Genomic DNA, 23224 nt, shown 5'->3' with positions numbered 1-23224 from the left:
GAAGGAGAAGAGCATGACAAAGGCGCTTATCCTGGCAGCATCTTTCGGCCTTTCGGTATCGGCGGCCCATGCTTGCGATTTCATGAAATCGGCCGATAACGCTGCCGTAGACAAGACGGCCATCGTCGCCAGTGTTTCAGAAGATCAGCCGCCCCCGATGTCGGTGCCGGACGAACAGACCGTCTTGCCGTTGCCATCGCCGGCCACGCCGGCACAGCCCGCGCAATAGGCTGCCAGGGTTCTGACCCGACACACAACCCGATTCGTAGGGATCGGGGAAGGCTGTTGTCGCCGCTTTTCCATCTGTGAACTCCCCCAGTTTTCAAGGTGCGGGGAGGATATGTCACGGGCAATGAAACCCATTCCCCACTCGTGCGTTAATGGGCATTAGCCGATCAATTTCGGCTGATCCATTTCACCAGGAGGACAGTATGGCCGACCCAAACAAGCCGGACCCGAACGATCCACGGCTTACGGATCCGTTGAACCCTGTACCACCGCATTCAACATCAGATCCGCGAATTGCCAGTCCGCGACCGATGGAGCCACGCGGCAGCGGCAGCACGTGGCTGATCGCCTTGATCGTTATCGTCTTGGCCATAGCCGCCTATTACCTCTTCGTAAGGGGTGAGCCGGCCGCTCCTCCTGCCGAGCAACCCGCCGCGACAGAATCTGCTCCAGCGCCTGCCGAGCCCGCGCCGGCTCCGGCCCCAGCGGAACCTGCACCAGCGGAACCTGCACCAACTCCAGCCGAACCAGCACCTGCTCCTGCGCCGACGGAGACCCAACCCGCGCCTGCCGAGCCAGCTCCAGCTGAGCCTGCCCCGGCACCAGCCCCGGCTGAACCCGCTCCGGCACCGGCCAACTGACATCGGCCATCAACGAAAAGCGGCCCGCCAATCGGCGGGCCGCTTTTACATGACCACTCGGTTCAAGCCGGTCAGATATGGATCGGCTTGAAAAACGTAGCCAGCGCCGCTTCCTTGACCGCCTCGGACATCGTCGGATGCGCGTGGCAGGTGCGGGCGAGATCCTCCGATGAGCCGCCGAATTCCATCAGCACCGCCGCTTCGTGGATCATCTCACCAGCCCCGAAGCCTACGATATGGACGCCAAGCACCCGATCGGTTGCCTTATCGGCCAATATCTTGACGAAGCCATCGGTGTGCAGCATCGCGCGAGCCCGGCCATTGGCCGTGAACGGGAATTTGCCCGACTTGTATTCAATGCCGGCCTTCTTGAGTTCTTCCTCGGTCTTGCCGACCGAAGCCACCTCCGGGCTGGTGTAGACGACGCCCGGGATGACATCGTAGTTTACATGCCCGGCCTGCCCGGCGATGATCTCGGCCACCGCGACGCCCTCGTCTTCAGCCTTGTGGGCCAGCATCGGCCCAGCGACCACGTCCCCGATCGCATAGATGCCAGCAACGTTTGTTCGAAGATGGCCGTCCGTCTTGACGCGGCCGCGTTCGTCCATCTCGACACCGGCTTCCTTGAGCCCGAGACCATCGGTATAGGGCTTGCGGCCAGTGGCGATCAGCACGACATCCGCCTCGACGGTTTCCGCAGCACCACCTTTTACTGGCTCAAACGTAACCGTTGCGCCCTTCTTGGCCTTGGCGACACCCGTCACTTTGGCACCGAGCTTGAACTCGAAACCCTGCTTGCCGAGCATGCGCTGGAACTGCTTCGACACTTCGCCATCCATGCCGCCGAGGACGGTATCAAGGAACTCGACCACCGTGACCTTGGCGCCAAGACGCGCCCAAACCGAGCCAAGCTCAAGGCCGATAACACCGCCGCCGACGACCACCAGATGGCTCGGCACCTTGTCCAGCAACAGTGCACCGGTCGAAGACACGATCACCTTCTCGTCGATGTCGACCTTGACACCCGGAATTCCCGCCACGTCGGAACCGGTGGCGATGACGATGTTCTTCGCCTCAATGTCCTGCCCCTTGCCATCCTCGCCGGTGACCATGACCTTGCCCGCCGCGACCACCTTGCCGGTGCCGCGATAGGTATCGATCTTATTCTTCTTGAACAGAAAGGCGACGCCACTGACATTGGCGGCCACGGTCGCATCCTTGTGCGCCATCATCTTCTTCAGATTCAGCTTGGGGGCTGCGATCTCTACGCCCAGCGCATCGAAGGAATGGCCCGCCTCGGCGAACATTTCCGAGGCATGAAGCAACGCCTTCGAAGGAATGCAGCCGATATTGAGGCAGGTGCCGCCGAAGGTCTCGCGCTTCTCCACAACCGCGACCTTCAGGCCAAGCTGTGCTGCCTTGATGGCGCAAACATATCCGCCCGGACCAGACCCGACGACGACGACATCATAAGCCATGATTTCAATCCTTCTTGCCGGCCTTCCGGCATCTTCGATTTATGCAGGGCGAAACGGCTTCGCCACCCGTGAGCCAACTATTCCTGGCAACCCTTCAATGCAAAAACGTCCCAAGGCAACTTGGAAAATCCATCCTCTCCGTAAGCCGCGGACATGCGCAGGGTCGGACCAAGATCAGGGAAGATCAGCGTCGGAGGGGCAGCTTCGCCTTCAGCCGGAATCAAGTCGACCTTGCCGTTGGTGTCCGCCGCATAGATGACACCCTCCCAAAGCGTGCAGGCCGCAATCTCTTCGCCCGTCACGTCGCCTTCCGGGCACTGGTACATGAGCGAAGCATGGGGACGCTTGACCCCTTCGCTCCACATCACGATGCCGTCGAGGACGACGCCCTTTTCGAGCACCATCTTGAAACTGTTGGTAACCACGGCCGACTCACCGGTCGGCCTGAAGTCGATCCACGCCGCGTCGTCGCGATCGCCATAGACGGAAAGTTCCATCGGACAAGCGGCATAGGCAGATATCGGCGCGGCTGAAAGTAGCGCCGGCACCAAACCGGTCCATAAAGCCAGCGTTCTTCGCAAGCGGGCGCTGCCTGCTGCCATGGTGCCTGATCCTTAAAGATCCAGCACCAACCGCTCCGGATCCTCCAGGCTCTCCTTGACCCGAACCAGGAAGGTCACGGCCTCCTTGCCGTCGACGATGCGGTGATCGTAGGATAGCGCCAGATACATCATCGGCCGGATCACGATCTGCCCGCCGACGACCACTGGCCGATCCTGGATCTTGTGCATGCCGAGAATGCCCGACTGCGGCGCATTGAGGATCGGCGTCGACATCAGCGAACCGTAGACGCCACCATTGGAAATGGTGAAGGTACCACCCTGCATGTCTGCGACGGAGAGCTTGCCGTCCCGCGCCGCAAGCCCCAGCCTGCCGACCTCCTTTTCGATCTCGGCAATCGACATGGCATCGGCATTCCGCACCACCGGCACGACGAGGCCCTTGTCGGTACCCACCGCCACACCGATATGGGCGTAGTTCTTGTAGATGACGTCGGTGCCGTCGATCTCCGCATTGACCGCCGGGATTTCCTTCAGCGCGTGCGTAACCGCCTTGGTGAAGAAGCCCATGAAACCCAGCTTCACGCCATGCTTCTTCTCGAACACGTCCTTGTACTTGGCGCGCAGATCCATCACGCCCTTCATATCCACCTCGTTGAAGGTGGTCAGCATGGCAGCAGTGGACTGGGCTTCCTTGAGGCGGCGCGCAATGGTCTGGCGCAGCTTGGTCATGCGAACGCGCTCCTCGCGAGGTGCGTCATCGGCTGAAGATGGCGCGCGAACGGCAATCGGAGCGGCAGGAGCACGAGGCGCTTCGGCCGGCTGCGAGGGCGCACCCTTGGCGATGGCGTCCAGAACGTCGCCCTTAAGCACCTGGCCGTGCTTGCCGGACCCGGAGACCTGGTCGGCCGAAAGATTTGCTTCGGCCAGCAGTTTGGCCGCGGCCGGTGCCGGAGGCATGGTTCGCGGTTCAATCGGAGATTCGCCCGCGATCTTGGCCTGCTGGGCCGCAGCTTCCTTGGTGGTCGAGGCAGCCGTAGGCGCAGAAGCCTGGGCCACCGCAGTTTCCTGCTTGGGTTGAGGCGCCGCGGCCTTGCCCGCTCCAGCACCAATGGTGCCGAGCAGCGCACCAACACCGACCGTATCGCCCTCATTTGCGGCAATCTCGATCAATGTGCCGGCAGCGGGTGCCGGTACCTCGATCGTCACCTTGTCGGTTTCAAGCTCGACGATCGGTTCGTCGGCGACGATTGCATCGCCTGCCTTCTTGAACCATTTGCCGATCGTTGCTTCGGAGACGGATTCGCCGAGAGTGGGAACGCGGATTTCGGTAGCCATTGTGCCTGTCCGTTCTTTCTCTTCCAGAGTCTATTCGCCGAGCGCGTCTTCGAGCAGGGCGGAAAGCTGCGCCAGATGCTTGGACATCAGGCCGGTTGCCGGAGAAGCGGCAGCGGGACGGCCAGTGTAGCGCACCCGTTGATGCTTGGCGTCGATATGGGCAAGGACCCATTCCAGATAGGGGTCGATGAACGACCACGCTCCCATATTCTTCGGCTCTTCCTGGCACCATACCATCTGAGCGCCGCGGAACCGCGACAGTTCGGTGATCAGCGCCTTGGCCGGGAATGGATAAAGCTGCTCGACACGCAGGAGGTAGATGTCGTTGATGCCCCGCTTCTCGCGCTCTTCCAGCAAGTCGTAGTAGACCTTGCCCGTGCAAAGAACGACGCGGCGGATCTTGGAATCCTTGACCAGCCGCACAAGATCGCTGCCGGCTCCTGCCGACTGCGCATCATCCCACAACAACCTGTGGAAGGCGCTTTCGCCCGACATTTCCGCAATCGTCGAAACCGCGCGCTTGTGGCGCAGAAGCGATTTCGGCGTCATCAGGATCAGCGGCTTGCGGAAGTCGCGCTTCAGCTGCCGGCGCAGGATGTGGAAATAGTTTGCCGGCGTCGAGCAATAGGCAACTTGCATGTTGTCTTCGGCGCAAAGTTGCAGGAATCGCTCAAGACGCGCCGAAGAATGCTCCGGACCCTGGCCCTCATACCCATGGGGAAGCAGGCAGACAAGGCCCGACATGCGCAGCCACTTGCGTTCGCCGGACGAAATGAACTGGTCGAACACCACTTGTGCGCCGTTGGCGAAATCGCCGAACTGCGCTTCCCACAAGGTGATCGCCTTTGGTGCGGCCAGCGAATAGCCATACTCGAAGCCGAGTACCGCCTCTTCCGACAGCATCGAGTTGATCACTTCGTAACCGGCCTGAGCCGCCGAAAGATTATTCAGCGGAATATAGCGGGTTTCATCCTTCTGGTCGTAAAGCACCGAATGACGCTGCGAGAACGTGCCGCGTTCGCTGTCCTGTCCAGACAGCCGCACCGGATTGCCGTCCAGCAAGATGGCGCCAAATGCCAGCGCCTCAGCCGTCGCCCAGTCGATGCCCTCTCCCGTCTCTATCGCGTTGCGACGGTTTTCGAGAAAGCGCTGGATCGTCCGGTGCGCTTCGAAACCCTTCGGCACCTCAGTCAGCTTCTTGCCGATTTCCTTCAGCACCTTCACCGGCACCGCGGTCTTGCCCCGCCGCTGTTCGTCCTGGTTGTCCGCCGTTCTGAGACCCGACCATGCGCCATCCAGCCAGTCGGCCTTGTTGGGCTTGTAGGACTGTCCAGCCTCGAATTCGGCTTCGAGATGCGCGCGCCAGTCAGCCTTCATCTTGTCGAAGTCGGCCTGGGTGATCTGGTTTTCGGCAATCAGGCGTTCGGCATAGAGCTGCACCGCCGTCTTATGCGCTCGAATGGAGCGATACATGATCGGCTGCGTGAACGCAGGCTCGTCGCCCTCATTGTGTCCAAACCGGCGATAGCAGAACATATCCACCACCACGGGCTTATGGAACTTCATGCGGAATTCCGTCGCCACCTTGGCGGCATGAACGACCGCTTCCGGATCGTCGCCGTTGACGTGGAAAATCGGCGCTTCGATCATCTTCGCAACATCGGACGGATAGGGCGACGAGCGCGAGAAACGTGGATTGGTCGTAAACCCGATCTGGTTGTTGATAATGAAATGCAACGTGCCGGCAACACGGTGGCCGCGCAGGCCGGAAAGGCCGAGTATCTCGGCGATCACGCCTTGGCCGGCGAAGGCGGCATCACCATGAAGAAGCAGCGGCAAGACTTTCGCGCGCTCTTCAAGTGGTACGATTTCCTCGCGGGCTCGCCCGTAGAGATGATCCTGCTTGGCCCGCGCCTTGCCCATCACAACCGGATCGACGATCTCGAGATGGGATGGGTTGGCGGTCAGCGACATATGCACCTTGTTGCCGTCGAACTCACGGTCGGACGAAGCGCCAAGGTGATACTTCACGTCGCCGGAGCCTTCGACGTCGTCGGGCGCGTAGGAGCCACCCTTGAATTCGTGGAAAATCGCCCTGTGAGGCTTGGCCATCACCTGGCTGAGCACGTTCAGGCGGCCGCGGTGGGCCATTCCCAGCACGATTTCCTTCATGCCAAGCTGGCCGCCGCGCTTGACGATCTGCTCAAGCGCCGGGATCAGGGATTCGCCGCCGTCGAGGCCGAACCGCTTGGTGCCCTTGTACTTCACGTCGATGAACTGTTCGAAGCCCTCGGCCTCGATCAGCTTCTGCAGGATCGCCTTCTTGCCCTCGGCCGTGAATGAAATCTCCTTGTCGGCGCCTTCGATGCGTTCCTGAATCCACGCCTTTTCCTCGGGGTCCGAGATGTGCATGAATTCGACGCCAAGCGTCGAGCAATAGGTGCGGGTAAGGATTTCCAGCATCTGCCGGACCGTTCCGAACTCCAGTCCAAGCACATTGTCGAGGAAGATCGGCCGGTCGAAATCGGCTTCGGTGAAGCCGTAGTTCTGCGGCGACAATTCGTTGTAGTCTTCGAGTTCACCAGCAATGCCGAGCGGATCGAGCTTGGCATGAAGGTGGCCGCGCATGCGGAAGGCGCGGATCATCATGATGGCGCGAACGGAATCGCGTGTCGCCTGATGGACATCGGCGTCCGACAGCGCGATGCCGTTCGGAACCACCTTGTCCTTGATCTTCTTTTCGATGACCTTCTCGACTAGGCCCCAGTTGCCGTCGAGCGCCGAAACCAGTTCGCCATTGGCCTGAAGCGGCCAAGTTGGCTTCGCCCAGGACGCACCCTGGGCGTTCTTCCTGACGTCGGCTGCATCGTCCTTCAGTGCAGCGAAGAAGTCCTGCCATTGCGGATCAACCGAGGCAGGATCGTCTTCGTAAGCCTCGTAAAGGGCTTCGATATAGTCGGCATTGCCGCCATAGAGGAAAGATGTGAGGGAGAATTGGTCGTTGGTTTGATCTTGTCTCGCCATGTCGCGCTCGAAGCCTCGGGCTTCGTCTCCTTGCGTTTGCGGCTCTCCGCCGCTTCGTGACCTGCGGCCGTCGCCGCCGTGTAAACGTCCACCCTTCCTGGTAATACGCGCCGGGCAGAAAACCGCCCGGCGCGTCAATCAGCCTTTGATCGCTTCGACCAGTGTCGTTCCCAGTCGTGCCGGCGACGGCGAAACCTTGATGCCGGCAGCTTCCATCGCAGCGATCTTGTCTTCCGCTCCGCCCTTGCCGCCGGAGATGACGGCGCCCGCGTGGCCCATGGTGCGGCCTGCCGGCGCAGTACGGCCGGCGATGAAGCCCGCCATCGGCTTCTTGCGCCCGCGCTTGGCCTCGTCCTTGAGGAACTGGGCAGCGTCTTCTTCCGCCGAACCGCCGATCTCGCCGATCATGATGATCGACTTGGTATCCTCGTCGGCCAGGAACATCTCCAGCACGTCGATAAACTCCGTACCCTTGACCGGATCGCCGCCGATGCCGACCGCAGTGGTCTGGCCAAGGCCCGCATTGGTGGTCTGGAACACAGCCTCATAGGTAAGCGTTCCCGAGCGGGAAACAACGCCAACCGACCCCTTGCGGAAGATGTTACCGGGCATGATGCCGATCTTGCATTCGTCGGGCGTGACGATGCCCGGGCAATTCGGCCCGATCAGCCGCGACTTCGACTTGTCGAGCCGGGCCTTTACCTTGACCATGTCCATCACCGGAATGCCTTCGGTAATGCACACGATCAGCGGCATTTCAGCTTCGATCGCCTCGATGATAGCGGCGGCAGCACCTGCCGGTGGCACATAGACAACGGACGCGGTGGCACCGGTCTTCTCCCTGCCTTCGGCAACGGTAGCAAAGATCGGCAACGGCACCGAGCCGTCCCACTTCTCTCCACCCTTCTTCGGGTGGATGCCGCCAACCATCTTGGTGCCGTGATAGGCCAGAGCCTGTTCGGTATGGAACGAGCCCGTCTTGCCGGTCAGGCCCTGGACGAGAACCTTGGTGTCTTTGTTGATGAGAATGGACACGGCTCAGTTCCCCTTCACGGCCTTGACGATCTTTTGCGCAGCGTCATCGAGATCGTCGGCCGACGTCACGTTCAGTCCGCTTTCGCGGATAATCTTCTTGCCGAGTTCGACATTGGTCCCCTCGAGCCTGACCACCAGCGGCACCTTGAGGCCGACTTCCTTGACCGCCGCGACCACGCCTTCGGCAATGACGTCGCATTTCATGATGCCGCCGAAGATATTGACGAGGATGCCTTTGACGGCCGGGTCCTTGGTGATGATCTTGAAGGCTGCCGTCACCTTCTCCTTGGAGGCGCCGCCGCCGACATCAAGGAAGTTCGCCGGCTCGGCACCATAGAGCTTGATGATGTCCATCGTCGCCATGGCAAGGCCCGCGCCATTGACCATGCAGCCGATATTGCCGTCGAGCGCGACGTAGGCGAGGTCGTACTTCGACGCCTCGATTTCCTTTTCGTCCTCTTCGGTGGTGTCGCGCAGTTCAAGAACGTCCGGATGACGGAACAGCGCGTTGTTGTCGAACGACACCTTGGCATCGAGCACGCGCAACCGGCCATTCTTCATCACGATCAGCGGGTTGACCTCGAGCAGGCTCATGTCCTTCTCGACGAAGGCCTTGTAGAGCAGAGGAAACAGCGTCTCGCCGTCCTTCGCCGCTTCGCCGCCAAGTTTCAGCGCCGCATTGAGCTTCCTGACGTCATCGGCGGTGACGCCCTTTTCGGGGTCGATCGCAGCCGTAACGATCTTTTCCGGCGTGTCATGCGCCACCGTCTCGATATCCATGCCGCCTTCGGTCGAAACGACGAAGGCAACACGCCCGACCGAACGGTCGACCAAGAGCGAAAGATAAAGCTCGCGGTCGATATCGGCGCCGTCCTCGATGTAGAGACGGTTGACCTGCTTGCCGGCCGGGCCGGTCTGCTTGGTGACCAGCGTCGCGCCCAGCATCTCGTTGACGTTGGCCACCACCTCGGCCACCGACTTGGCAAGGCGGACACCGCCCTTGGCATCCGCCGGCAGTTCCTTGAACTTGCCCTTGCCGCGTCCGCCGGCATGGATCTGGCTCTTCACGACATAAAGCGGGCCTGGCAGAGCTTTCGCGGCGGCTTCCGCCTCGTTTGCCTTGAACACCGGAACGCCATCGGCGACCGGCGCACCAAAGCCTTTCAGGAGCTGCTTGCCCTGATACTCATGAATGTTCATCCGATATGCCTCCGGTCACTTCTTGGCGAGTTGCGGGGCGATCTTGACGCAAGCCTCGGTGAGCGCCTGCACTGCGCCGACGGACTTCTCGAACATCTTCTGCTCGGCCTTGCTGAAATCGAGTTCGATGATGCGTTCGACACCACCGGCGCCGATCACGACCGGCACGCCGACATAGGTGTCCTTGACGCCATACTGGCCGTTGAGGTGCGCGGCGCAGGGCAGGACCCGCTTCTTGTCCTTGAGGTAGGCCTCGGCCATGGCAACCGCCGAGGCCGCCGGAGCATAGTAAGCCGAACCGGTCTTGAGCAGAGCCACGATCTCGCCGCCACCCTTGCGGGTACGCTCGACGATGGCGTCGAGCTTGTCCTTGGAGGTCCAGCCCATCTTCACCAGATCGGGAAGGGGAATGCCGGCAACGGTGGAATAACGCGTCATCGGCACCATGTCGTCGCCGTGGCCGCCGAGCGTCATGGCGCTGACGTCTTCCACCGACACCTTGAACTCTTCAGCCAGGAAATAACGGAAGCGCGAGGAATCCAGCACGCCGGCCATGCCGATGACATGGCTCTTGGGCAGGCCGGAGAACTTCTGCAGCGCCCACACCATCGCGTCGAGCGGATTGGTGATGCAGATGACAAACGCCTTGGGAGCATACTTCTTGATGCCGGCGCCAACCTGCTCCATAACCTTCAGGTTGATGCCCAAAAGGTCGTCGCGGCTCATGCCGGGCTTGCGCGGCACACCGGCGGTGACGATGCACACATCCGCGCCCTCGATGCCCGCATAGTCGTTGACGCCGACATAGCGCGTATCGAAACCGTCGACCGGCGAAGACTCCGCCAGGTCCAGGCCCTTGCCCTGCGGAATGCCTTCAGCGATGTCGAACAAGACGACATCGCCGAGTTCCTTGAGACCGATCAGATGGGCGAGCGTGCCGCCGATCATGCCCGAGCCGATGAGCGCTATCTTGTTGCGTGCCATGTCAGGATCAATTCCCTTTTTCTGTGACGGCGCCACGACGGCGTCGAAGGTGAGGCCGGTAGGGTGCGGTGAACCCGCGAGAATTCGCCGCACCCCATAGACCCGGCCTTAAAAAAATTCAAACGATTATTTCCACGCCTGAAATTTCAATCGGTTATAAACGGTTTGATTTACGTAAACGTCAAATAACTTTCCCGATGGACAGGTTTGTTGACGCTTCGGAAACTGGAAATCATGAGCGGAGCGGCCACGTCCGCAATCAAGAGATGGCTCGCGCTGTCATTTCGCTCCCACCAATAACGTCGCCCTCATTCGCCTCGTGCCGTTCCGCCCATGCATCCAGCCAGTCGCGGCTTTGCATTTCGATCAATCTTGAAGCCGTACGGTCGAACTCGAAAGCCTCAGTCACGCCTGGTCTGCCCGCATAGAGCCTCTCAGGCCGATCCTCGGCACTGATCACAAGCCGCTTGTGCGTATCGTAGAGCGTGTCGATCAAAAGAATGAAGCGCTTGGTGGGATTGCGCCGGGTCTGATCGAGAACGGGAACATGGTCGATGAAGATCGTGTCGAAGCGTTCCGCAATCGCCAGATAATCGCGGGCACCGAGAGGCGCGTCGCAAAGTTCGGCAAATGAGAAACGGGCCGCGCGTTCCACGGCGCGCGGCACCTCCACCGTGCGGCCCTTGATCCTGATCTCTACAGCTTTCTCCGGCAGGTCTTCGGTCATGGTCGACCATGCCGTATCGAGCGCTGCATCGGCGCTCGCATCTGCCGGCGTCACATAGACCGGAAGGTTGTTCAGCTTTTCTAACCGGTAGTCCTTGTCGCTGTCCAGCGCCAGAACTTCGGTATGCCGTTCCAATATGCCGATGAACGGTATGAAAAGCTGCCGGTTCAGCCCGTCTCGATAGAGATTGACCGGCGCGACATTGGAGGTGGCGACAAGAACCACGCCATCTGCAAACAACGCTGAAAACAGGCGTGAAAGCACCATGGCATCGGCAATATCGGTAACGGTGAACTCATCGAAGCACAAAACCCAGGCTTCTTCGGCGAGCGCACGGGCCACAGGTGGAATGGGGTCGTCCTCCTTGACCGTCCCTTCCTTGCGCGCCTGGCGATGCTTCTGGATACGGTCGTGCACATCGGCCATGAAGTCGTTGAAATGGGCACGGCGCTTACGCCTGACCGGAACGAGTTCGAAAAACATGTCCATCAGCATGGTTTTGCCGCGCCCGACGCCACCATGGATGTACAGGCCCTTGACCACTTCGCGCACCTCGCGCTTGCGCCCGAACAGCCAGCCTAGCGCGCTCGATTTTTGAGCGACCCGCTTTGCCGAAATGGTGTCGATCAGCTTGTCCAGCCGCGCAGCGATGCGCAACTGCTCGGTATCGCGCACCACGGCGCCGCTTTCGACCAGATGGTCGTAGCGCTGCCTGACGGTCGCGTGGGTCTGGAGGCCGTCACGCAGGTGCATCTGTCTCTTCGCCGAATAAGCCCTGTCCGGCTTAGCGTGTTAGCGAAATGGCTTGCCCATTGGAAGTCTGGCCGTCGAATTTGCCGGCTCCCGAAGAATAGAGCCGTGCCAGCGTGCCACCATCCTGATCGTAAAGGGTAAGCTGCTTGCCCGCTACGTTCCACGACTTGACGCCATCGACCGGCGCCGGGCAGCGCAAAGGTCCGGCGCGATAACCCTGGCCGAACTTGGTCTGCGGGGTTGCTACCTTGCAGCTTTGGCCGGCGACATTGGCGGTCCAGACACCGGCAACGCTCGAAGCGGTCAGGTCCGCTGCGCCTGCAGGCGCGCTTCCATCGGTAGGCAGCGCGGCCACTTGCGTATTCTGTGGAGCCGCCGGGAACTGCGAGGGATCGGTCGGCGCTGGCGTTGCCGGCGGCGGCAACTGGCTGGATGAAACTGTGCCCGAAGGCGAAGCTTGTAACGGCTCCGGCTGTGTCGAATCCATGGAGGAGAAGCGTGTGCTTGAGCATCCGCTCACCAGCAACACGGCTCCGAATGCAGCAATCAGGCCGGTTCTCAAATGTGCCATCGCAACCTCCACGGGACCTTTCATGGGCGCCGTTCGAAAAATGGATACCCCTACCAAGATGGTGAAGGTGGCAGAATTTCAACCGGATATGGTTAAAATAGGGTTTTGACTTCAGATTTGTTGCAAAACTGCAGCAGTGGTGCGGTTCGCGCGCCGGTAGAAGGAACTCAACGCCACGGCACGCATTTTCCCGGCACGTATCTTGCCGTGTCGGAGGCCCGTCATGATCAAATGGATTCTCATTCTTCTCATCGTCGCTGCGGCGGCGAGCCTGCTCGGCATGCCGGCCCTTGCCGGAGCGGCGGCGACAGGCGCGCGTATCTTGATAGGCATAGTGCTGATCATATTCCTGTTGGTTGTGCTGGGCCTTTTCGCCGTTGCCTGAGACCGGTTGCACTGGTAATTGCCGCCCGTTTCCGCCATATAGCGCCAGATATTTGAACTTCGCAGTTCCGCACGGAAAACCGCCAGTCACTTTTCCGGGAATTGCTGTGGCGGAAACGAACGGATCAATGGCAGGCGCGGCTCCCTTCGCCAAGATGAACGGCATCGGCAACGAGATTATCGTCGCCGACATGCGCGGTCGCGCCGACACTGTAAGCACGGCTGCGGCGTTGGCGCTCGATGCTGATGCGGCGACCAAGTTCGACCAGATCATGGCGATCCACGACGCGCGGACGCCCGGCACCGACTACTACATCGCCATCCTCAATTCCGACGGAACGTCTGCCCAGGCCTGTGGCAACGGCACCCGTTGCGTCGTACAGGCGCTCGCCGCCGAAACAGGCCGCAAGGCTTTCACTTTCGAGACACTGGCCGGCATCCTCAACGCTACCGAACATGCCGACGGCCAGATTTCCGTGGATATGGGAACGCCCCGTTTCGGCTGGCAAGAGATTCCGCTGGCCGAGGAATTCCGTGACACCCGCATGATCGAACTGCAGGTCGGGCCGATCGATGCGCCCGTGCTGCATTCGCCATCCGCCGTGTCGATGGGCAACCCCCACGCCATTTTCTGGGTCGACAACGACGTCTGGTCCTACGAACTCGACCGTTTCGGCCCGATGCTGGAAAACCATCCGCTGTTTCCCGAACGCGCCAATATCACCATAGCGCAAGTAACCGGACCTGATGCGTTGACGATCCGAACCTGGGAGCGTGGCGCTGGCCTGACCAGGGCATGCGGATCTGCCGCATGTGCAGCCGCGGTGGCGGCGGCCCGTACCCGCCGGACCGGACGAAACGTCAATCTGACTGCTCCGGGAGGCCCTTTGCACGTCGAATGGCGCGAAGACGACCATGTGGTCTTGACTGGCGCCGCCGAGTGGGAGTTCTCCGGCACGTTTGACCCGGCTACCGGCGCGTGGCAGCGCGACACGGAAAGCGCGGCCTGATGAGTGCAGAAGAAACCAAGGGCATTGAGGTCGTTACCTTTGGCTGCCGGCTCAACACTTACGAGTCGGAAGTCATGCGTCGCGAGGCCGAAAAGGCGGGGCTTGGTGAACTTGCCGGCGGCGCGATCATCTTCAACACCTGTGCTGTAACCGGCGAAGCCGTGCGCCAGGCCAAGCAGGCAGTGCGCAAGGCACGCCGCGAACATCCGGATGCCCGCATCATAGTGACCGGTTGCGCCGCCCAGACCGGCCCGCAGGACTTCGTCGCCATGGACGAGGTCGACCTTATCCTTGGCAACGAGGAAAAGCTCACGGCGCATTCCTATCGGGCATTACCTGATTTCGGCGTCAACGACTTCGAAAAGGCGCGGGTCAACGACATCTTTTCCGTTCGCGAAACCGCCTCGCACATGGTCGATGCCATCGAAGGACGCGCCCGCGCATTCGTTCAGGTGCAGAACGGCTGCGACCACCGCTGCACCTTCTGCATCATTCCCTACGGGCGCGGCAATTCGCGCTCAGTTCCGATGGGGGCCGTCGTCGAGCAGATCAAGCGGCTCGCGGGCAATGGCTATGCGGAAGTGGTGCTGTCAGGCGTCGACATGACCAGCTTCGGCGCTGATCTTCCCGGCAGCCCAAAGCTTGGGCGTCTGGTAAGGACCATCTTGCGGCAGGTGCCGGAGGTGAAACGGCTAAGACTATCCTCAATCGACTCAATCGAAGCCGACGACGAGCTTCTGGAAGCAATCGCGACCGAAAGGCGGCTGATGCCGCACCTGCACCTTTCACTGCAATCGGGCGACGACATGATCCTGAAGCGCATGAAGCGCCGGCATCTGCGTGCCGATTCCATTCGCTTCTGCTCGGAGGTCCGCAAGCTGCGCCCCGATGTCGTTTTCGGCGCCGACATCATTGCCGGCTTCCCGACCGAAACCGACGAGATGTTTGAGAGTTCGCTGAAAATTGTCGAAGAATGCGGCCTGACGCACTTGCACGTCTTTCCGTTCTCGCCACGGGAAGGCACGCCCGCCGCGCGTATGCCCCAGGTAAGGCGCGACGTCGTCAAGCAACGCGCCGGACGATTGCGCGCTGCCGGCGAAGCCGCCTATCGCCGCCATCTCGAACGCCTGCAAGGCAGCAGCCAGTCGATCCTGGTCGAGCGCCAGGGCCTTGGTCGTACCGAAGGCTTTACCCTGGCGGCCATCGACGCCGGGGAGCCGGGCGAGATCATCGATGCGGTCATTACCGGCCATGACGGCAAACGGCTTGTTGCCGCGCCGCTGGCCGCCCAGGCAGCTTGAAGTAGAGAGACCGCATGGCCTTCGGCTTCATCAAGAAAGTATTCTCCTTCGGCAGGAAGGAAGTCGTCGAGGAAAAGATCGACGAGACGGCCCCGCTTCCGCCGCTTAACTTCGACGCCTTGAAGCCAGCCTCTGACGAGATTCAGCAGGCTGCGGCTCCCGAGCCTGAAAGCGAACCACAGCTTTCCGAGCAACCGACTCAAGAATCGCCTCAGCCGCAGGTGGTCGAACCTGTCATCGAGGTTCGTTCAGACGAGCTTCCCTCACCGGAGACGATACCGGCCGAGCCGGCTGTCGATTCCGTAGCGGAGCCTCTACAGGAAGCGCCATCCGCGCCGGAGCCCGAAATTGAGCCCGCGCCCGTAGAAAAAACGGAAGAACCGGAGCCGGTAGCGGAGCAGGAACCGGTCCTGCATGTATCCCCTCGGCCGGAAATCTCACCGGTTGAAGAAGCTGCCGTCGAAAGACAGAACGAAGCTGAGCCCGAACCTTTGGCCCCGGCTGATATCGCACCGACCGCTCCTGAAAGGCTCGAGCCCGTACAGCCGGAAGTCGCACCCGTCGCCGAGGTTGCACTACCAGTTCGTCAGCCTCCAATCGAAGCCGACCCGCTGCCGGTCGAGATCGCGCCGGAGCCGGCACCTACTTCGCCACCCGCCCCGCCTGCGCCAAAACCCGCCGCCGGTAAGGTGACCGTCGCCAAAAAGGTCGAGGAGAAGACCGAGGTTCAGCCGGTTGCGCCCGCCGAGCCTGCGCCGAAACTCTCCTGGTTCCAGCGCATGAAGGACGGGCTGGCGCGCTCGTCGCGCGAGCTGTCCGGGAACATCGCCGGCGTTTTCACCAAGCGCAAGTTGGACGATGAAACGCTTCAGGATCTGGAGGACGTGCTGATACGCGCCGATCTCGGCGTCGAGACCGCGCTTCGTGTCACCGACTCGCTCGCCTCCAGTCGCTACGGTAAGGACGTGTCCGACGCCGAAGTCCGCGCCGTCATGGCGGCGGAGGTGGAAAAGGTGCTGGCGCCGGTCGCCCGATCGCTGGAACTCGATCTGTCGCACAAGCCCCATGTCGTGCTGGTCGTCGGGGTCAACGGCACCGGCAAGACCACCACGATCGGCAAGCTGGCGGCCAAGCTGACCGAAGGCGGCCTGTCGGTGATGCTGGCGGCCGGAGATACCTTCCGCGCCGCCGCCATCGAGCAGCTCAAGATCTGGGGCGAACGCACCGGTTCGCCCGTTGTCGCCACCAAGCTTGGTGCGGATGCCGCGGGCCTCGCCTACGACGCCTTCGAGAAGGCCAAGGCGGCAGGCTCGGACGTACTCATCATTGACACCGCCGGCCGGCTGCAGAACAAGGCTGAACTGATGGCGGAACTGGAAAAGATCGTGCGCGTACTTGGCAAGCTCGATCCGGAAGCGCCGCACACCGTGTTGCAGACCGTGGATGCCACCACCGGCCAGAACGCGCTGAACCAGGTCGAGATTTTCCGCAATATTGCCGGGGTAAACGGCCTGGTCATGACCAAGCTCGACGGCACCGCGCGCGGCGGCATTCTTGTCGCCATCGCTGCAAAGCACAAGCTGCCGGTTTATTTTATCGGCGTCGGCGAACAGGTCGATGACCTCGAACCATTTTCAGCCAGCGATTTCGCCAAGGCGATCGCTGGCGTAGGATAGAACGTCTCCTTCATCTCACTCGGCGCCAGCCATCAGTTTCATCGGTAGCGAGCCATCATGAACGCCCCAATCTTCGAAAGCGACCCTTCCGACCCTCGAAAGGCAAAGAAGGCAGCTATCAATCCGGGGCTTAAGCTCGCGCTCGAGCTGGGCCCCCTCCTGGTGTTTTTCTTTGCCAATACGCGAGCCGCGTGGCTGGCGGAAAAGTTTCCGGCCCTGACGGAATTCGGGGGGCCTATCTTCATCGCCACCGGTCTTTTCATGATCGCGACGGCGCTTGCGCTCATCGTGTCATGGCTGCTCACCCGCACCTTGCCGATCATGCCGCTGGTTTCGGGCATCGTCGTTCTCATCTTCGGCACGCTGACCCTTTACCTGCAGGACGATGTCTTCATCAAAATGAAGCCGACCATCGTCAACGCCCTTTTCGGCTTTATCCTGCTCGGTGGCCTGTTCTTCGGCAAATCCCTGCTGGGTTATGTCTTCGATTCAGCTTTCAGGCTCGACGCCGAAGGCTGGCGCAAGCTCACCTTCCGCTGGGGCTTGTTCTTCCTGTTGATGGCCGTCGTCAACGAGGTTGTCTGGCGCAATTTCTCGACCGACTTCTGGGTGACGTTCAAGGTATGGGCCAACATACCCATCACCATACTGTTCACGGCCAGCCAGATGCCCCTGATCATGCGCCATTCGCTCGACGCGCAAACGGAAAAGAAATAGCTCCGACCACCACCTAAGCGCAAAATCGGCTCATATGCACAGGACACAATGCTGCCCTGCAATATCTAGCTTTTGCAGCGCAGCATCACCATGTCACACTCCGTAATTGAGGGAGGAACAACGCATCTCGCCTGTGAGGTGCCAATGGAGAACAACATGTTCCTGGACAACCTCATCGCCCGTGCCCGCAACGGCATCGCCAGGCGCAACGACTACAACCGGATCGTCGACGAGATCAACAACTTGACCGACCGCGACCTCGCCGATATGCGCGCCAGCCGCTCGGAAATGCTCTACCAGGTCCGCCAGCAATTCTTCGGCTAGGCGTCTATCCTTAGGAAGAGGCTTGAGCGGCCAACGCCTTCTCGACTTCCGGCATCAGTTTGGTCCGCAGCGAGTCCGGCGTCAGCGGACCGACATGCTTGTAGGCGATCTTGCCATCCTTGCCGACGACGAAGGTTTCCGGCACGCCGTAAACGCCCCAGTCGATGCCGGTGCGGCCATTCTCGTCGGCGCCTATCGCCTTGTAGGGATTGCCAAGTTCCGCAAGGAACTTGAGCGCATTCTCGCCCTTGTCCTTGTAGTTCATGCCTGCCAGCACGAAACGATCGTCCTTGGCCAGATCGACCAGCAAGGGATGTTCCTCCCGGCACGGCGCGCACCACGACGCAAAGACGTTGACCAGCGTCACCTTGCCAATGAAGTCCTGGGATTTGAGCCCGGCAAGCCCGCTGCCCTCGAGGGGCGGAAGTTCGGTATTGGGCGCGATGTGCCCGATCAGCACCGACGGCACTTCCGAAATGTCGCGACCCGACATCAGTTGCGACAGGAACAAGCCAGCCAGGCCAAGAAAAACCAGCAATGGCAGCAGCGGCATGAGCCTGCGCCGAGCCGGCCTTTGCGCTTCACTGCTCACGATTTGGCGGCCCCCGTCCGGTCCGACCGGCGGCGAATGCCGGATGCCTCAAGTTCGGAAAGTTCCTTTTGGCGTGCACGCCGATCAAGCAGAATCCAACCCACCAGCGCCACGAGAACGACTGCGGTCGCGGCGTAAGCGGCAGCGACATAAAGATCATGCGTACTCATGTACAGATCTCCGCCACCCGTCCTGCAATTGCCTGAACCACGCTATGTTGCGCCATCATGCCTTCCCTTAGCCTTCGCCTGATGGTCACGCAATTGGCCACCGCGCCGCAGACATACGCATGAACCAAATGTGATCAATCGCTGCCGTGGCGTAGCGCCAAACCAGCTGCAGCCGGGCCGATAACGGCAAGGAACAGCGTCAGCGCGCTCAAGATGAGAAAAGGTTGCAGGAACGGATCTGGCTCTGCCAGCGCGCCGTAGCTGGCCGAAACGCCGAATATCAGGACGGGAATGGTCAGGGGCAACACCAGAACCGAAATCAGAAGCCCGCCACGCGGTAAAACAACTGCCACTGCCGCACCAGCGGCTCCGATAAAGGTGATGGCAGGCGTGCCGACCAGCAACGTCAGGGCGGTAGCGCCGATCGCCAGCGGCTCCATGTTCATGAACAGGCCGAGCAATGGCGCGGCAATCACCAATGGCAGCACGCCGCCAACCCAATGCGCCGCGCATTTGACCAGCACCGTCAGCGCGAGGAAATGGCGATCATCGGCAAGCACCATAAGATCGAGCGAACCGTCTTCCCGGTCAGCCTGGAACAATCGGTCGAGACCGAGCAGCGAGGCCAGCAATGCCCCGATCCAAAGTATCGCAGGCCCGATGCGGGCCAGCAGATTGAGATCGGGCCCGACACCGAACGGAATTGTAGCTATGACGGCCAGAAAGAAGATGACGCCGGTCAGCGCTCCGCCACCGGCACGTACGCCAAGGCGCAGATCGCGGGTGAAGAGCGCTAGCATGGCTGTGATTGGTCCCCGCCGACATTACTCGGCATCGATTGATGCCATTTGGAGCGAACGGGTTGAAGGCAATACATAATGCTACGCACCCGCAGCCTCCCCCATCCGCAATTCCTGCGCCTCGATGCCGAGCGGCAAGTGGGTGGCGGCGACTACGATGCCCCCGGCAGCGCAATGTGTCGTCATTAGCGCCGCAAACCGCTCTTCCGACGCCTTGTCCAGACCGGCGGTGGGTTCATCCAGGAGCCAGATCGGCCGATGGTTGATCAAAAGCTTGGCAATCGAGATACGACGTTTCTGGCCTGTCGAAAGATAGCCGTAGGGCAAATGCCCGATGCCGCCGAGCCCCACGACATCGAGCGCCTCGCCAATCGCAAGACGCGGTTCGCCGGTGAACCGCTGCCAGAAATCGAGGTTCTCCGTCACTGTCAGGGCCGTTTTCATCGCATTCTGGTGACCCAGATAGTGACAGGCCGAAGCCGGCGACGGATACGCCTCACCGGCATCCGCAAGGTGCACACTGCCTTGCGCTGCCGGCAAAAGCCCGGCCACGATGCGTAAAAGCGTCGATTTGCCGGAGCCATTAGGACCGGTAACGATCAATGCCTGCCCGTCATGGAGTTCGAAACCGACGCTGGAAAACACGATTTCGCCGCCGCGCTCGCCGCCAAGATTTTCGGCGATCAGCCGCATGGATATTCCTCCGTCCAAAGTCTGAGTGCTGCGGCTTTGGGCTGCGGCAAAAATGGCGATTCCGTGTCTAGAACTATTCCAGAAAATTCTCTATATGCGTGGCAACCGAGCCAGCGGTCGGCTTGGGAACCCAATTTGCGCCGAACCAGCGCGCGAGCCGCCTTTAACGGCCCGGACGCTTGGGGGTGGACAGCGGAAATGGCCGTACCCGCACCTTTGCGCGTGATAAGCATGCCATCGGAGTCCGTTCCCATTCAGGCTGAACCGACTTTAGGATGGGATCGCACGTGTCCAAATCTCTCGATAGTTTCAACTGCCGCCGCACTCTCACCGCCGGTGGCGCCGAATATGTCTACTACGATCTGGTCGAAGCCGAAAAGAATGGCCTGACTGGTATCGCCCAGCTTCCTTATTCGATGAAGGTGCTGCTGGAAAATCTCCTGCGTAACGAAGACGGTCGCTCGGTGACCAAGGAGAGTATCCAGGCAGTTGCCGGATGGCTGACCGACAAGGGTACCGCAGGCGTCGAGATCGCCTATCGCCCGGCGCGTGTCCTGATGCAGGACTTCACCGGCGTGCCTGCTGTCGTCGATCTTGCCGCGATGCGCGACGGCATCGCAGCACTTGGCGGCGATCCGCAGAAAATCAATCCGCTGGTGCCGGTGGACCTGGTCATCGACCATTCGGTCATCGTCGACGAGTTTGGCACGCCAATGGCGTTCTCGCGCAACGTCGAGCTGGAATACCAGCGCAACGAGGAACGCTACAAGTTCCTGAAATGGGGCCAGCAGGCGTTCCGAAACTTCCGCGTCGTGCCGCCCGGCACCGGCATCTGCCACCAGGTCAATCTCGAATATCTCGGCCAGGTCGTCTGGACCAACTCGGACGACGGCGAGACGGTCGCCTATCCCGACACTTGCGTCGGCACCGATTCCCACACCACCATGATCAACGGCCTCGGCGTTCTCGGCTGGGGCGTTGGCGGCATCGAGGCAGAGGCTGCCATGCTCGGCCAGCCGGTTTCCATGCTCCTGCCTGAAGTGATCGGCTTCCGACTCACCGGCAAGGTGAAGGAAGGCGTCACGGCCACCGATCTCGTGCTCACCGTCACCCAGATGCTGCGCAAGAAGGGCGTCGTCGGCAAGTTCGTCGAGTTCTTCGGCCCCGGCCTCTCCAACATGACGCTGGCTGACCGCGCCACCATCGGCAATATGGGTCCCGAATATGGCGCAACCTGCGGCTTCTTCCCGGTCGATAGCGAAACCCTGCGCTACCTCAACATGTCCGGTCGTGCCGAAAGCCGCATCGAACTGGTCGAGGCTTATTCCAAAGCCCAGGGCATGTGGCGCGACGACGGCTCCGCCGACCCTGTCTTCACGGACACGCTTGAACTCGATCTCGGCGATGTCGTGCCGTCGATGGCCGGGCCCAAGCGTCCGGAAGGCAGGCAGTCGCTGCAGGACATTCCGGCCGGTTTCGCCAAGGCGATGGATATCGAGTACAAGAAGGCAGCCGAAATCCACAAGCGCTACGCAGTCGAGGGCACCTCGCATGATCTCGGCCACGGCGACGTGGTGATTGCGGCCATCACTTCATGCACCAATACCTCCAACCCGAGCGTGCTGATTGGCGCCGGCCTTCTGGCACGCAACGCCAACCGTCGCGGTCTCAAGCAGAAGCCTTGGGTCAAGACTTCGCTGGCGCCCGGATCGCAGGTTGTCGCCGAATATCTGGAAAAGTCCGTCCTGCAAAAGGAACTGGACCAGATCGGCTTCAACCTGGTCGGCTTCGGCTGCACCACCTGCATCGGCAACTCTGGCCCGCTGCCGGCGCCGATTTCCAAGACCATCAACGACAAGGGCCTGATCGCCGCTGCCGTTCTCTCCGGCAACCGCAACTTCGAGGGCCGCGTCTCGCCGGACGTGCAGGCGAACTATCTCGCTTCGCCGCCGCTGGTCGTAGCCCACGCTCTCGCCGGCACCGTGACGCTTGACCTGACTACCGAGCCGCTTGGCGAAGACCGCGATGGCAAGCCCGTCTACCTCAAGGAGATCTGGCCGAGTTCGGCGGAAATCCAGGAGTTCATCGAAAAGAACGTGACGCGCGAACTCTTCGCCCGCAAATATGCCGACGTCTTCAAGGGCGACGAGAACTGGCAGAAGGTCAAGGTTCCGGAAGGCCAGACCTACGCCTGGGACAACAAGTCGACCTATGTGCAGAACCCGCCTTACTTCGTCGGGATGAAAAGCGGCACGGGCAAGATCGGCGATATCAAGGGCGCACGCGTGCTTGGCCTGTTCGGCGACAAGATCACCACCGACCACATCTCCCCGGCCGGTTCGATCAAGGCTGCTTCGCCCGCCGGCAAGTACCTGACCGACAATGGCGTAGCGGTTGCCGACTTCAACCAGTACGGCACCCGCCGCGGCAATCATGAAGTGATGATGCGCGGCACCTTCGCCAACATCCGTATTCGCAACCACATGCTGGGCGAAAACGGGCGCGAGGGCGGCTACACCATCCACTATCCGTCCAAGGAGGAGATGTCGATCTACGACGCCGCCATGGAATACCGCAAGGAAGGCGTGCCGCTGGTCATCTTCGCAGGCGTCGAGTACGGCAACGGCTCGTCGCGCGACTGGGCTGCCAAGGGCACCAACCTGCTCGGCGTGCGTGCCGTTATCGCCCAGTCCTTCGAGCGCATCCATCGCTCGAATCTGGTCGGCATGGGCGTCATTCCCTTCGTGTTCGAGGAAGGCACCTCATGGGCCTCCCTCAACCTCAAGGGCGACGAAATGGTCGAGATCGACGGGCTTGAAACGATCAAGCCGCGCCAGAAGATGGCTGCCAAGGTGACCTATGGCGACGGCACCGTGAAGTCCATCCCGATCCTGTGCCGCATCGATACGGTTGACGAACTCGACTACTTCAAGAACGGCGGAATCCTTCAATACGTGCTGCGCGACCTGGTCGCCTGATCACCGCGACACCACCAGACCAACAGCCAAAGCCGCCGGA

At 61.0% G+C, this 23224-nt stretch carries 21 protein-coding genes; 8 read left to right on the top strand and 13 right to left on the bottom strand.

Features of this window, described 5'->3' with window-relative positions; all coding sequences use genetic code 11:
- Positions 1–13 precede the first annotated feature (13 nt).
- On the top strand, positions 14–229 hold the full coding sequence (locus ASD50_RS07150) for a hypothetical protein (RefSeq protein WP_056238084.1): 216 nt from the start codon (positions 14–16) through the stop codon (positions 227–229).
- Between the two features lie 711 nt (positions 230–940).
- Here ASD50_RS07150 and lpdA read toward each other — a convergent pair.
- The 9 genes from lpdA to ASD50_RS07100 form a co-directional block, all read right to left on the bottom strand.
- Complete coding sequence (gene lpdA / locus ASD50_RS07140) at positions 941–2347, bottom strand: dihydrolipoyl dehydrogenase (protein WP_056238079.1); 1407 nt, start codon at positions 2345–2347, stop codon at positions 941–943.
- 77 nt (positions 2348–2424) lie between these two features.
- On the bottom strand, positions 2425–2844 hold the full coding sequence (locus ASD50_RS07135; protein ID WP_413813881.1) for a hypothetical protein: 420 nt from the start codon (positions 2842–2844) through the stop codon (positions 2425–2427).
- Between the two features lie 117 nt (positions 2845–2961).
- The gene (odhB, locus tag ASD50_RS07130) at positions 2962–4245 is read right to left on the bottom strand and encodes a 2-oxoglutarate dehydrogenase complex dihydrolipoyllysine-residue succinyltransferase (RefSeq protein WP_056238074.1); all 1284 of its coding nucleotides are present in this window, start codon (positions 4243–4245) and stop codon (positions 2962–2964) included.
- A 30-nt stretch (positions 4246–4275) separates the two neighbouring features.
- Positions 4276–7269 carry a 2-oxoglutarate dehydrogenase E1 component gene (locus tag ASD50_RS07125; RefSeq protein WP_056238073.1) on the bottom strand — a complete coding sequence of 998 codons (2994 nt, stop codon included), beginning with the start codon at positions 7267–7269 and terminating at the stop codon, positions 4276–4278.
- Between the two features lie 138 nt (positions 7270–7407).
- Entirely contained in the window at positions 7408–8304 is an 897-nt protein-coding gene (sucD, locus tag ASD50_RS07120) for a succinate--CoA ligase subunit alpha (RefSeq protein ID WP_056238070.1), read from the bottom strand.
- Between the two features lie 3 nt (positions 8305–8307).
- Positions 8308–9504 carry an ADP-forming succinate--CoA ligase subunit beta gene (sucC, locus tag ASD50_RS07115; RefSeq protein WP_056238064.1) on the bottom strand — a complete coding sequence of 399 codons (1197 nt, stop codon included), beginning with the start codon at positions 9502–9504 and terminating at the stop codon, positions 8308–8310.
- A 15-nt stretch (positions 9505–9519) separates the two neighbouring features.
- A complete protein-coding gene (gene mdh, locus ASD50_RS07110; RefSeq protein ID WP_056238061.1) occupies positions 9520–10488 on the bottom strand; it encodes a malate dehydrogenase in 969 nt (322 codons plus the stop codon).
- Positions 10489–10747: 259 nt separating this feature from the next.
- Positions 10748–11968 (bottom strand): cell division protein ZapE, encoded by a 1221-nt coding sequence (gene zapE / locus ASD50_RS07105; RefSeq protein WP_056238058.1) that lies wholly within the window; start codon positions 11966–11968, stop codon positions 10748–10750.
- A gap of 31 nt (positions 11969–11999) precedes the next feature.
- Positions 12000–12539 (bottom strand): protease inhibitor Inh/omp19 family protein, encoded by a 540-nt coding sequence (locus ASD50_RS07100; RefSeq protein ID WP_056238749.1) that lies wholly within the window; start codon positions 12537–12539, stop codon positions 12000–12002.
- A gap of 223 nt (positions 12540–12762) precedes the next feature.
- Between ASD50_RS07100 and ASD50_RS22340 the strand changes: the two genes are divergently transcribed.
- From ASD50_RS22340 to ASD50_RS23490, 6 genes are all read left to right on the top strand, one after another.
- Positions 12763–12924: a DUF1328 family protein gene (locus ASD50_RS22340; protein ID WP_082549527.1), complete on the top strand. Its 162-nt coding sequence runs from the start codon at positions 12763–12765 to the stop codon at positions 12922–12924.
- Between the two features lie 127 nt (positions 12925–13051).
- Complete coding sequence (dapF, locus tag ASD50_RS07095; protein ID WP_056238054.1) at positions 13052–13933, top strand: diaminopimelate epimerase; 882 nt, start codon at positions 13052–13054, stop codon at positions 13931–13933.
- Positions 13933–15234: a tRNA (N(6)-L-threonylcarbamoyladenosine(37)-C(2))-methylthiotransferase MtaB gene (gene mtaB / locus ASD50_RS07090; RefSeq protein ID WP_056238746.1), complete on the top strand. Its 1302-nt coding sequence runs from the start codon at positions 13933–13935 to the stop codon at positions 15232–15234. Before dapF ends, mtaB begins: the two co-directional genes overlap by 1 nt.
- A gap of 14 nt (positions 15235–15248) precedes the next feature.
- Entirely contained in the window at positions 15249–16910 is a 1662-nt protein-coding gene (gene ftsY / locus ASD50_RS07085; RefSeq protein WP_056238052.1) for a signal recognition particle-docking protein FtsY, read from the top strand.
- Between the two features lie 57 nt (positions 16911–16967).
- On the top strand, positions 16968–17627 hold the full coding sequence (locus tag ASD50_RS07080) for a septation protein A (protein ID WP_056238050.1): 660 nt from the start codon (positions 16968–16970) through the stop codon (positions 17625–17627).
- 156 nt (positions 17628–17783) lie between these two features.
- Positions 17784–17951, top strand: a complete 168-nt coding sequence (locus tag ASD50_RS23490; protein WP_164480440.1) for a hypothetical protein — start codon at positions 17784–17786, stop codon at positions 17949–17951.
- A 10-nt stretch (positions 17952–17961) separates the two neighbouring features.
- Here the strand turns inward: ASD50_RS23490 and ASD50_RS07070 are convergent, their stop codons facing one another.
- The 4 genes from ASD50_RS07070 to ccmA form a co-directional block, all read right to left on the bottom strand.
- Positions 17962–18504, bottom strand: a complete 543-nt coding sequence (locus tag ASD50_RS07070; protein WP_413813878.1) for a DsbE family thiol:disulfide interchange protein — start codon at positions 18502–18504, stop codon at positions 17962–17964.
- A 35-nt stretch (positions 18505–18539) separates the two neighbouring features.
- Positions 18540–18713: a heme exporter protein CcmD gene (ccmD, locus tag ASD50_RS07065; RefSeq protein ID WP_056238038.1), complete on the bottom strand. Its 174-nt coding sequence runs from the start codon at positions 18711–18713 to the stop codon at positions 18540–18542.
- A 134-nt stretch (positions 18714–18847) separates the two neighbouring features.
- Entirely contained in the window at positions 18848–19513 is a 666-nt protein-coding gene (gene ccmB / locus ASD50_RS07060; protein ID WP_056238033.1) for a heme exporter protein CcmB, read from the bottom strand.
- Between the two features lie 81 nt (positions 19514–19594).
- Entirely contained in the window at positions 19595–20206 is a 612-nt protein-coding gene (ccmA, locus tag ASD50_RS07055) for a heme ABC exporter ATP-binding protein CcmA (protein ID WP_056238031.1), read from the bottom strand.
- Between the two features lie 275 nt (positions 20207–20481).
- Between ccmA and acnA the strand changes: the two genes are divergently transcribed.
- Positions 20482–23184 carry an aconitate hydratase AcnA gene (acnA, locus tag ASD50_RS07050; RefSeq protein WP_200952386.1) on the top strand — a complete coding sequence of 901 codons (2703 nt, stop codon included), beginning with the start codon at positions 20482–20484 and terminating at the stop codon, positions 23182–23184.
- The last annotated feature ends 40 nt before the right edge of the window (positions 23185–23224 follow it).

It is taken from the genome of Mesorhizobium sp. Root552, assembly GCF_001427285.1.
GTDB lineage: Bacteria > Pseudomonadota > Alphaproteobacteria > Rhizobiales > Rhizobiaceae > Mesorhizobium.
Note: the sequence above shows the minus strand (reverse complement) of the source record. Positions and strands in the feature narration are given on the sequence as shown.

Coding starts and splice junctions, on each gene's coding strand:
- ASD50_RS07125 (WP_056238073.1), bottom strand. CDS start 7,269: ATGGCGAGACAAGATCAAACCAACGACCAATTCTCCCTCACATCTTTC.
- mdh (WP_056238061.1), bottom strand. CDS start 10,488: ATGGCACGCAACAAGATAGCGCTCATCGGCTCGGGCATGATCGGCGGC.
- ccmB (WP_056238033.1), bottom strand. CDS start 19,513: ATGCTAGCGCTCTTCACCCGCGATCTGCGCCTTGGCGTACGTGCCGGT.
- ccmD (WP_056238038.1), bottom strand. CDS start 18,713: ATGAGTACGCATGATCTTTATGTCGCTGCCGCTTACGCCGCGACCGCA.
- ftsY (WP_056238052.1), top strand. CDS start 15,249: ATGGCCTTCGGCTTCATCAAGAAAGTATTCTCCTTCGGCAGGAAGGAA.
- ASD50_RS07070 (WP_413813878.1), bottom strand. CDS start 18,504: ATGCCGCTGCTGCCATTGCTGGTTTTTCTTGGCCTGGCTGGCTTGTTC.
- ASD50_RS07135 (WP_413813881.1), bottom strand. CDS start 2,844: ATGGAACTTTCCGTCTATGGCGATCGCGACGACGCGGCGTGGATCGAC.
- ASD50_RS07150 (WP_056238084.1), top strand. CDS start 14: ATGACAAAGGCGCTTATCCTGGCAGCATCTTTCGGCCTTTCGGTATCG.
- odhB (WP_056238074.1), bottom strand. CDS start 4,245: ATGGCTACCGAAATCCGCGTTCCCACTCTCGGCGAATCCGTCTCCGAA.
- ASD50_RS07080 (WP_056238050.1), top strand. CDS start 16,968: ATGAACGCCCCAATCTTCGAAAGCGACCCTTCCGACCCTCGAAAGGCA.
- sucC (WP_056238064.1), bottom strand. CDS start 9,504: ATGAACATTCATGAGTATCAGGGCAAGCAGCTCCTGAAAGGCTTTGGT.
- ASD50_RS22340 (WP_082549527.1), top strand. CDS start 12,763: ATGATCAAATGGATTCTCATTCTTCTCATCGTCGCTGCGGCGGCGAGC.
- ASD50_RS23490 (WP_164480440.1), top strand. CDS start 17,784: ATGTTCCTGGACAACCTCATCGCCCGTGCCCGCAACGGCATCGCCAGG.
- dapF (WP_056238054.1), top strand. CDS start 13,052: ATGGCAGGCGCGGCTCCCTTCGCCAAGATGAACGGCATCGGCAACGAG.
- mtaB (WP_056238746.1), top strand. CDS start 13,933: ATGAGTGCAGAAGAAACCAAGGGCATTGAGGTCGTTACCTTTGGCTGC.
- acnA (WP_200952386.1), top strand. CDS start 20,482: ATGGGATCGCACGTGTCCAAATCTCTCGATAGTTTCAACTGCCGCCGC.
- lpdA (WP_056238079.1), bottom strand. CDS start 2,347: ATGGCTTATGATGTCGTCGTCGTCGGGTCTGGTCCGGGCGGATATGTT.
- ASD50_RS07100 (WP_056238749.1), bottom strand. CDS start 12,539: ATGGCACATTTGAGAACCGGCCTGATTGCTGCATTCGGAGCCGTGTTG.
- zapE (WP_056238058.1), bottom strand. CDS start 11,968: ATGCACCTGCGTGACGGCCTCCAGACCCACGCGACCGTCAGGCAGCGC.
- ccmA (WP_056238031.1), bottom strand. CDS start 20,206: ATGCGGCTGATCGCCGAAAATCTTGGCGGCGAGCGCGGCGGCGAAATC.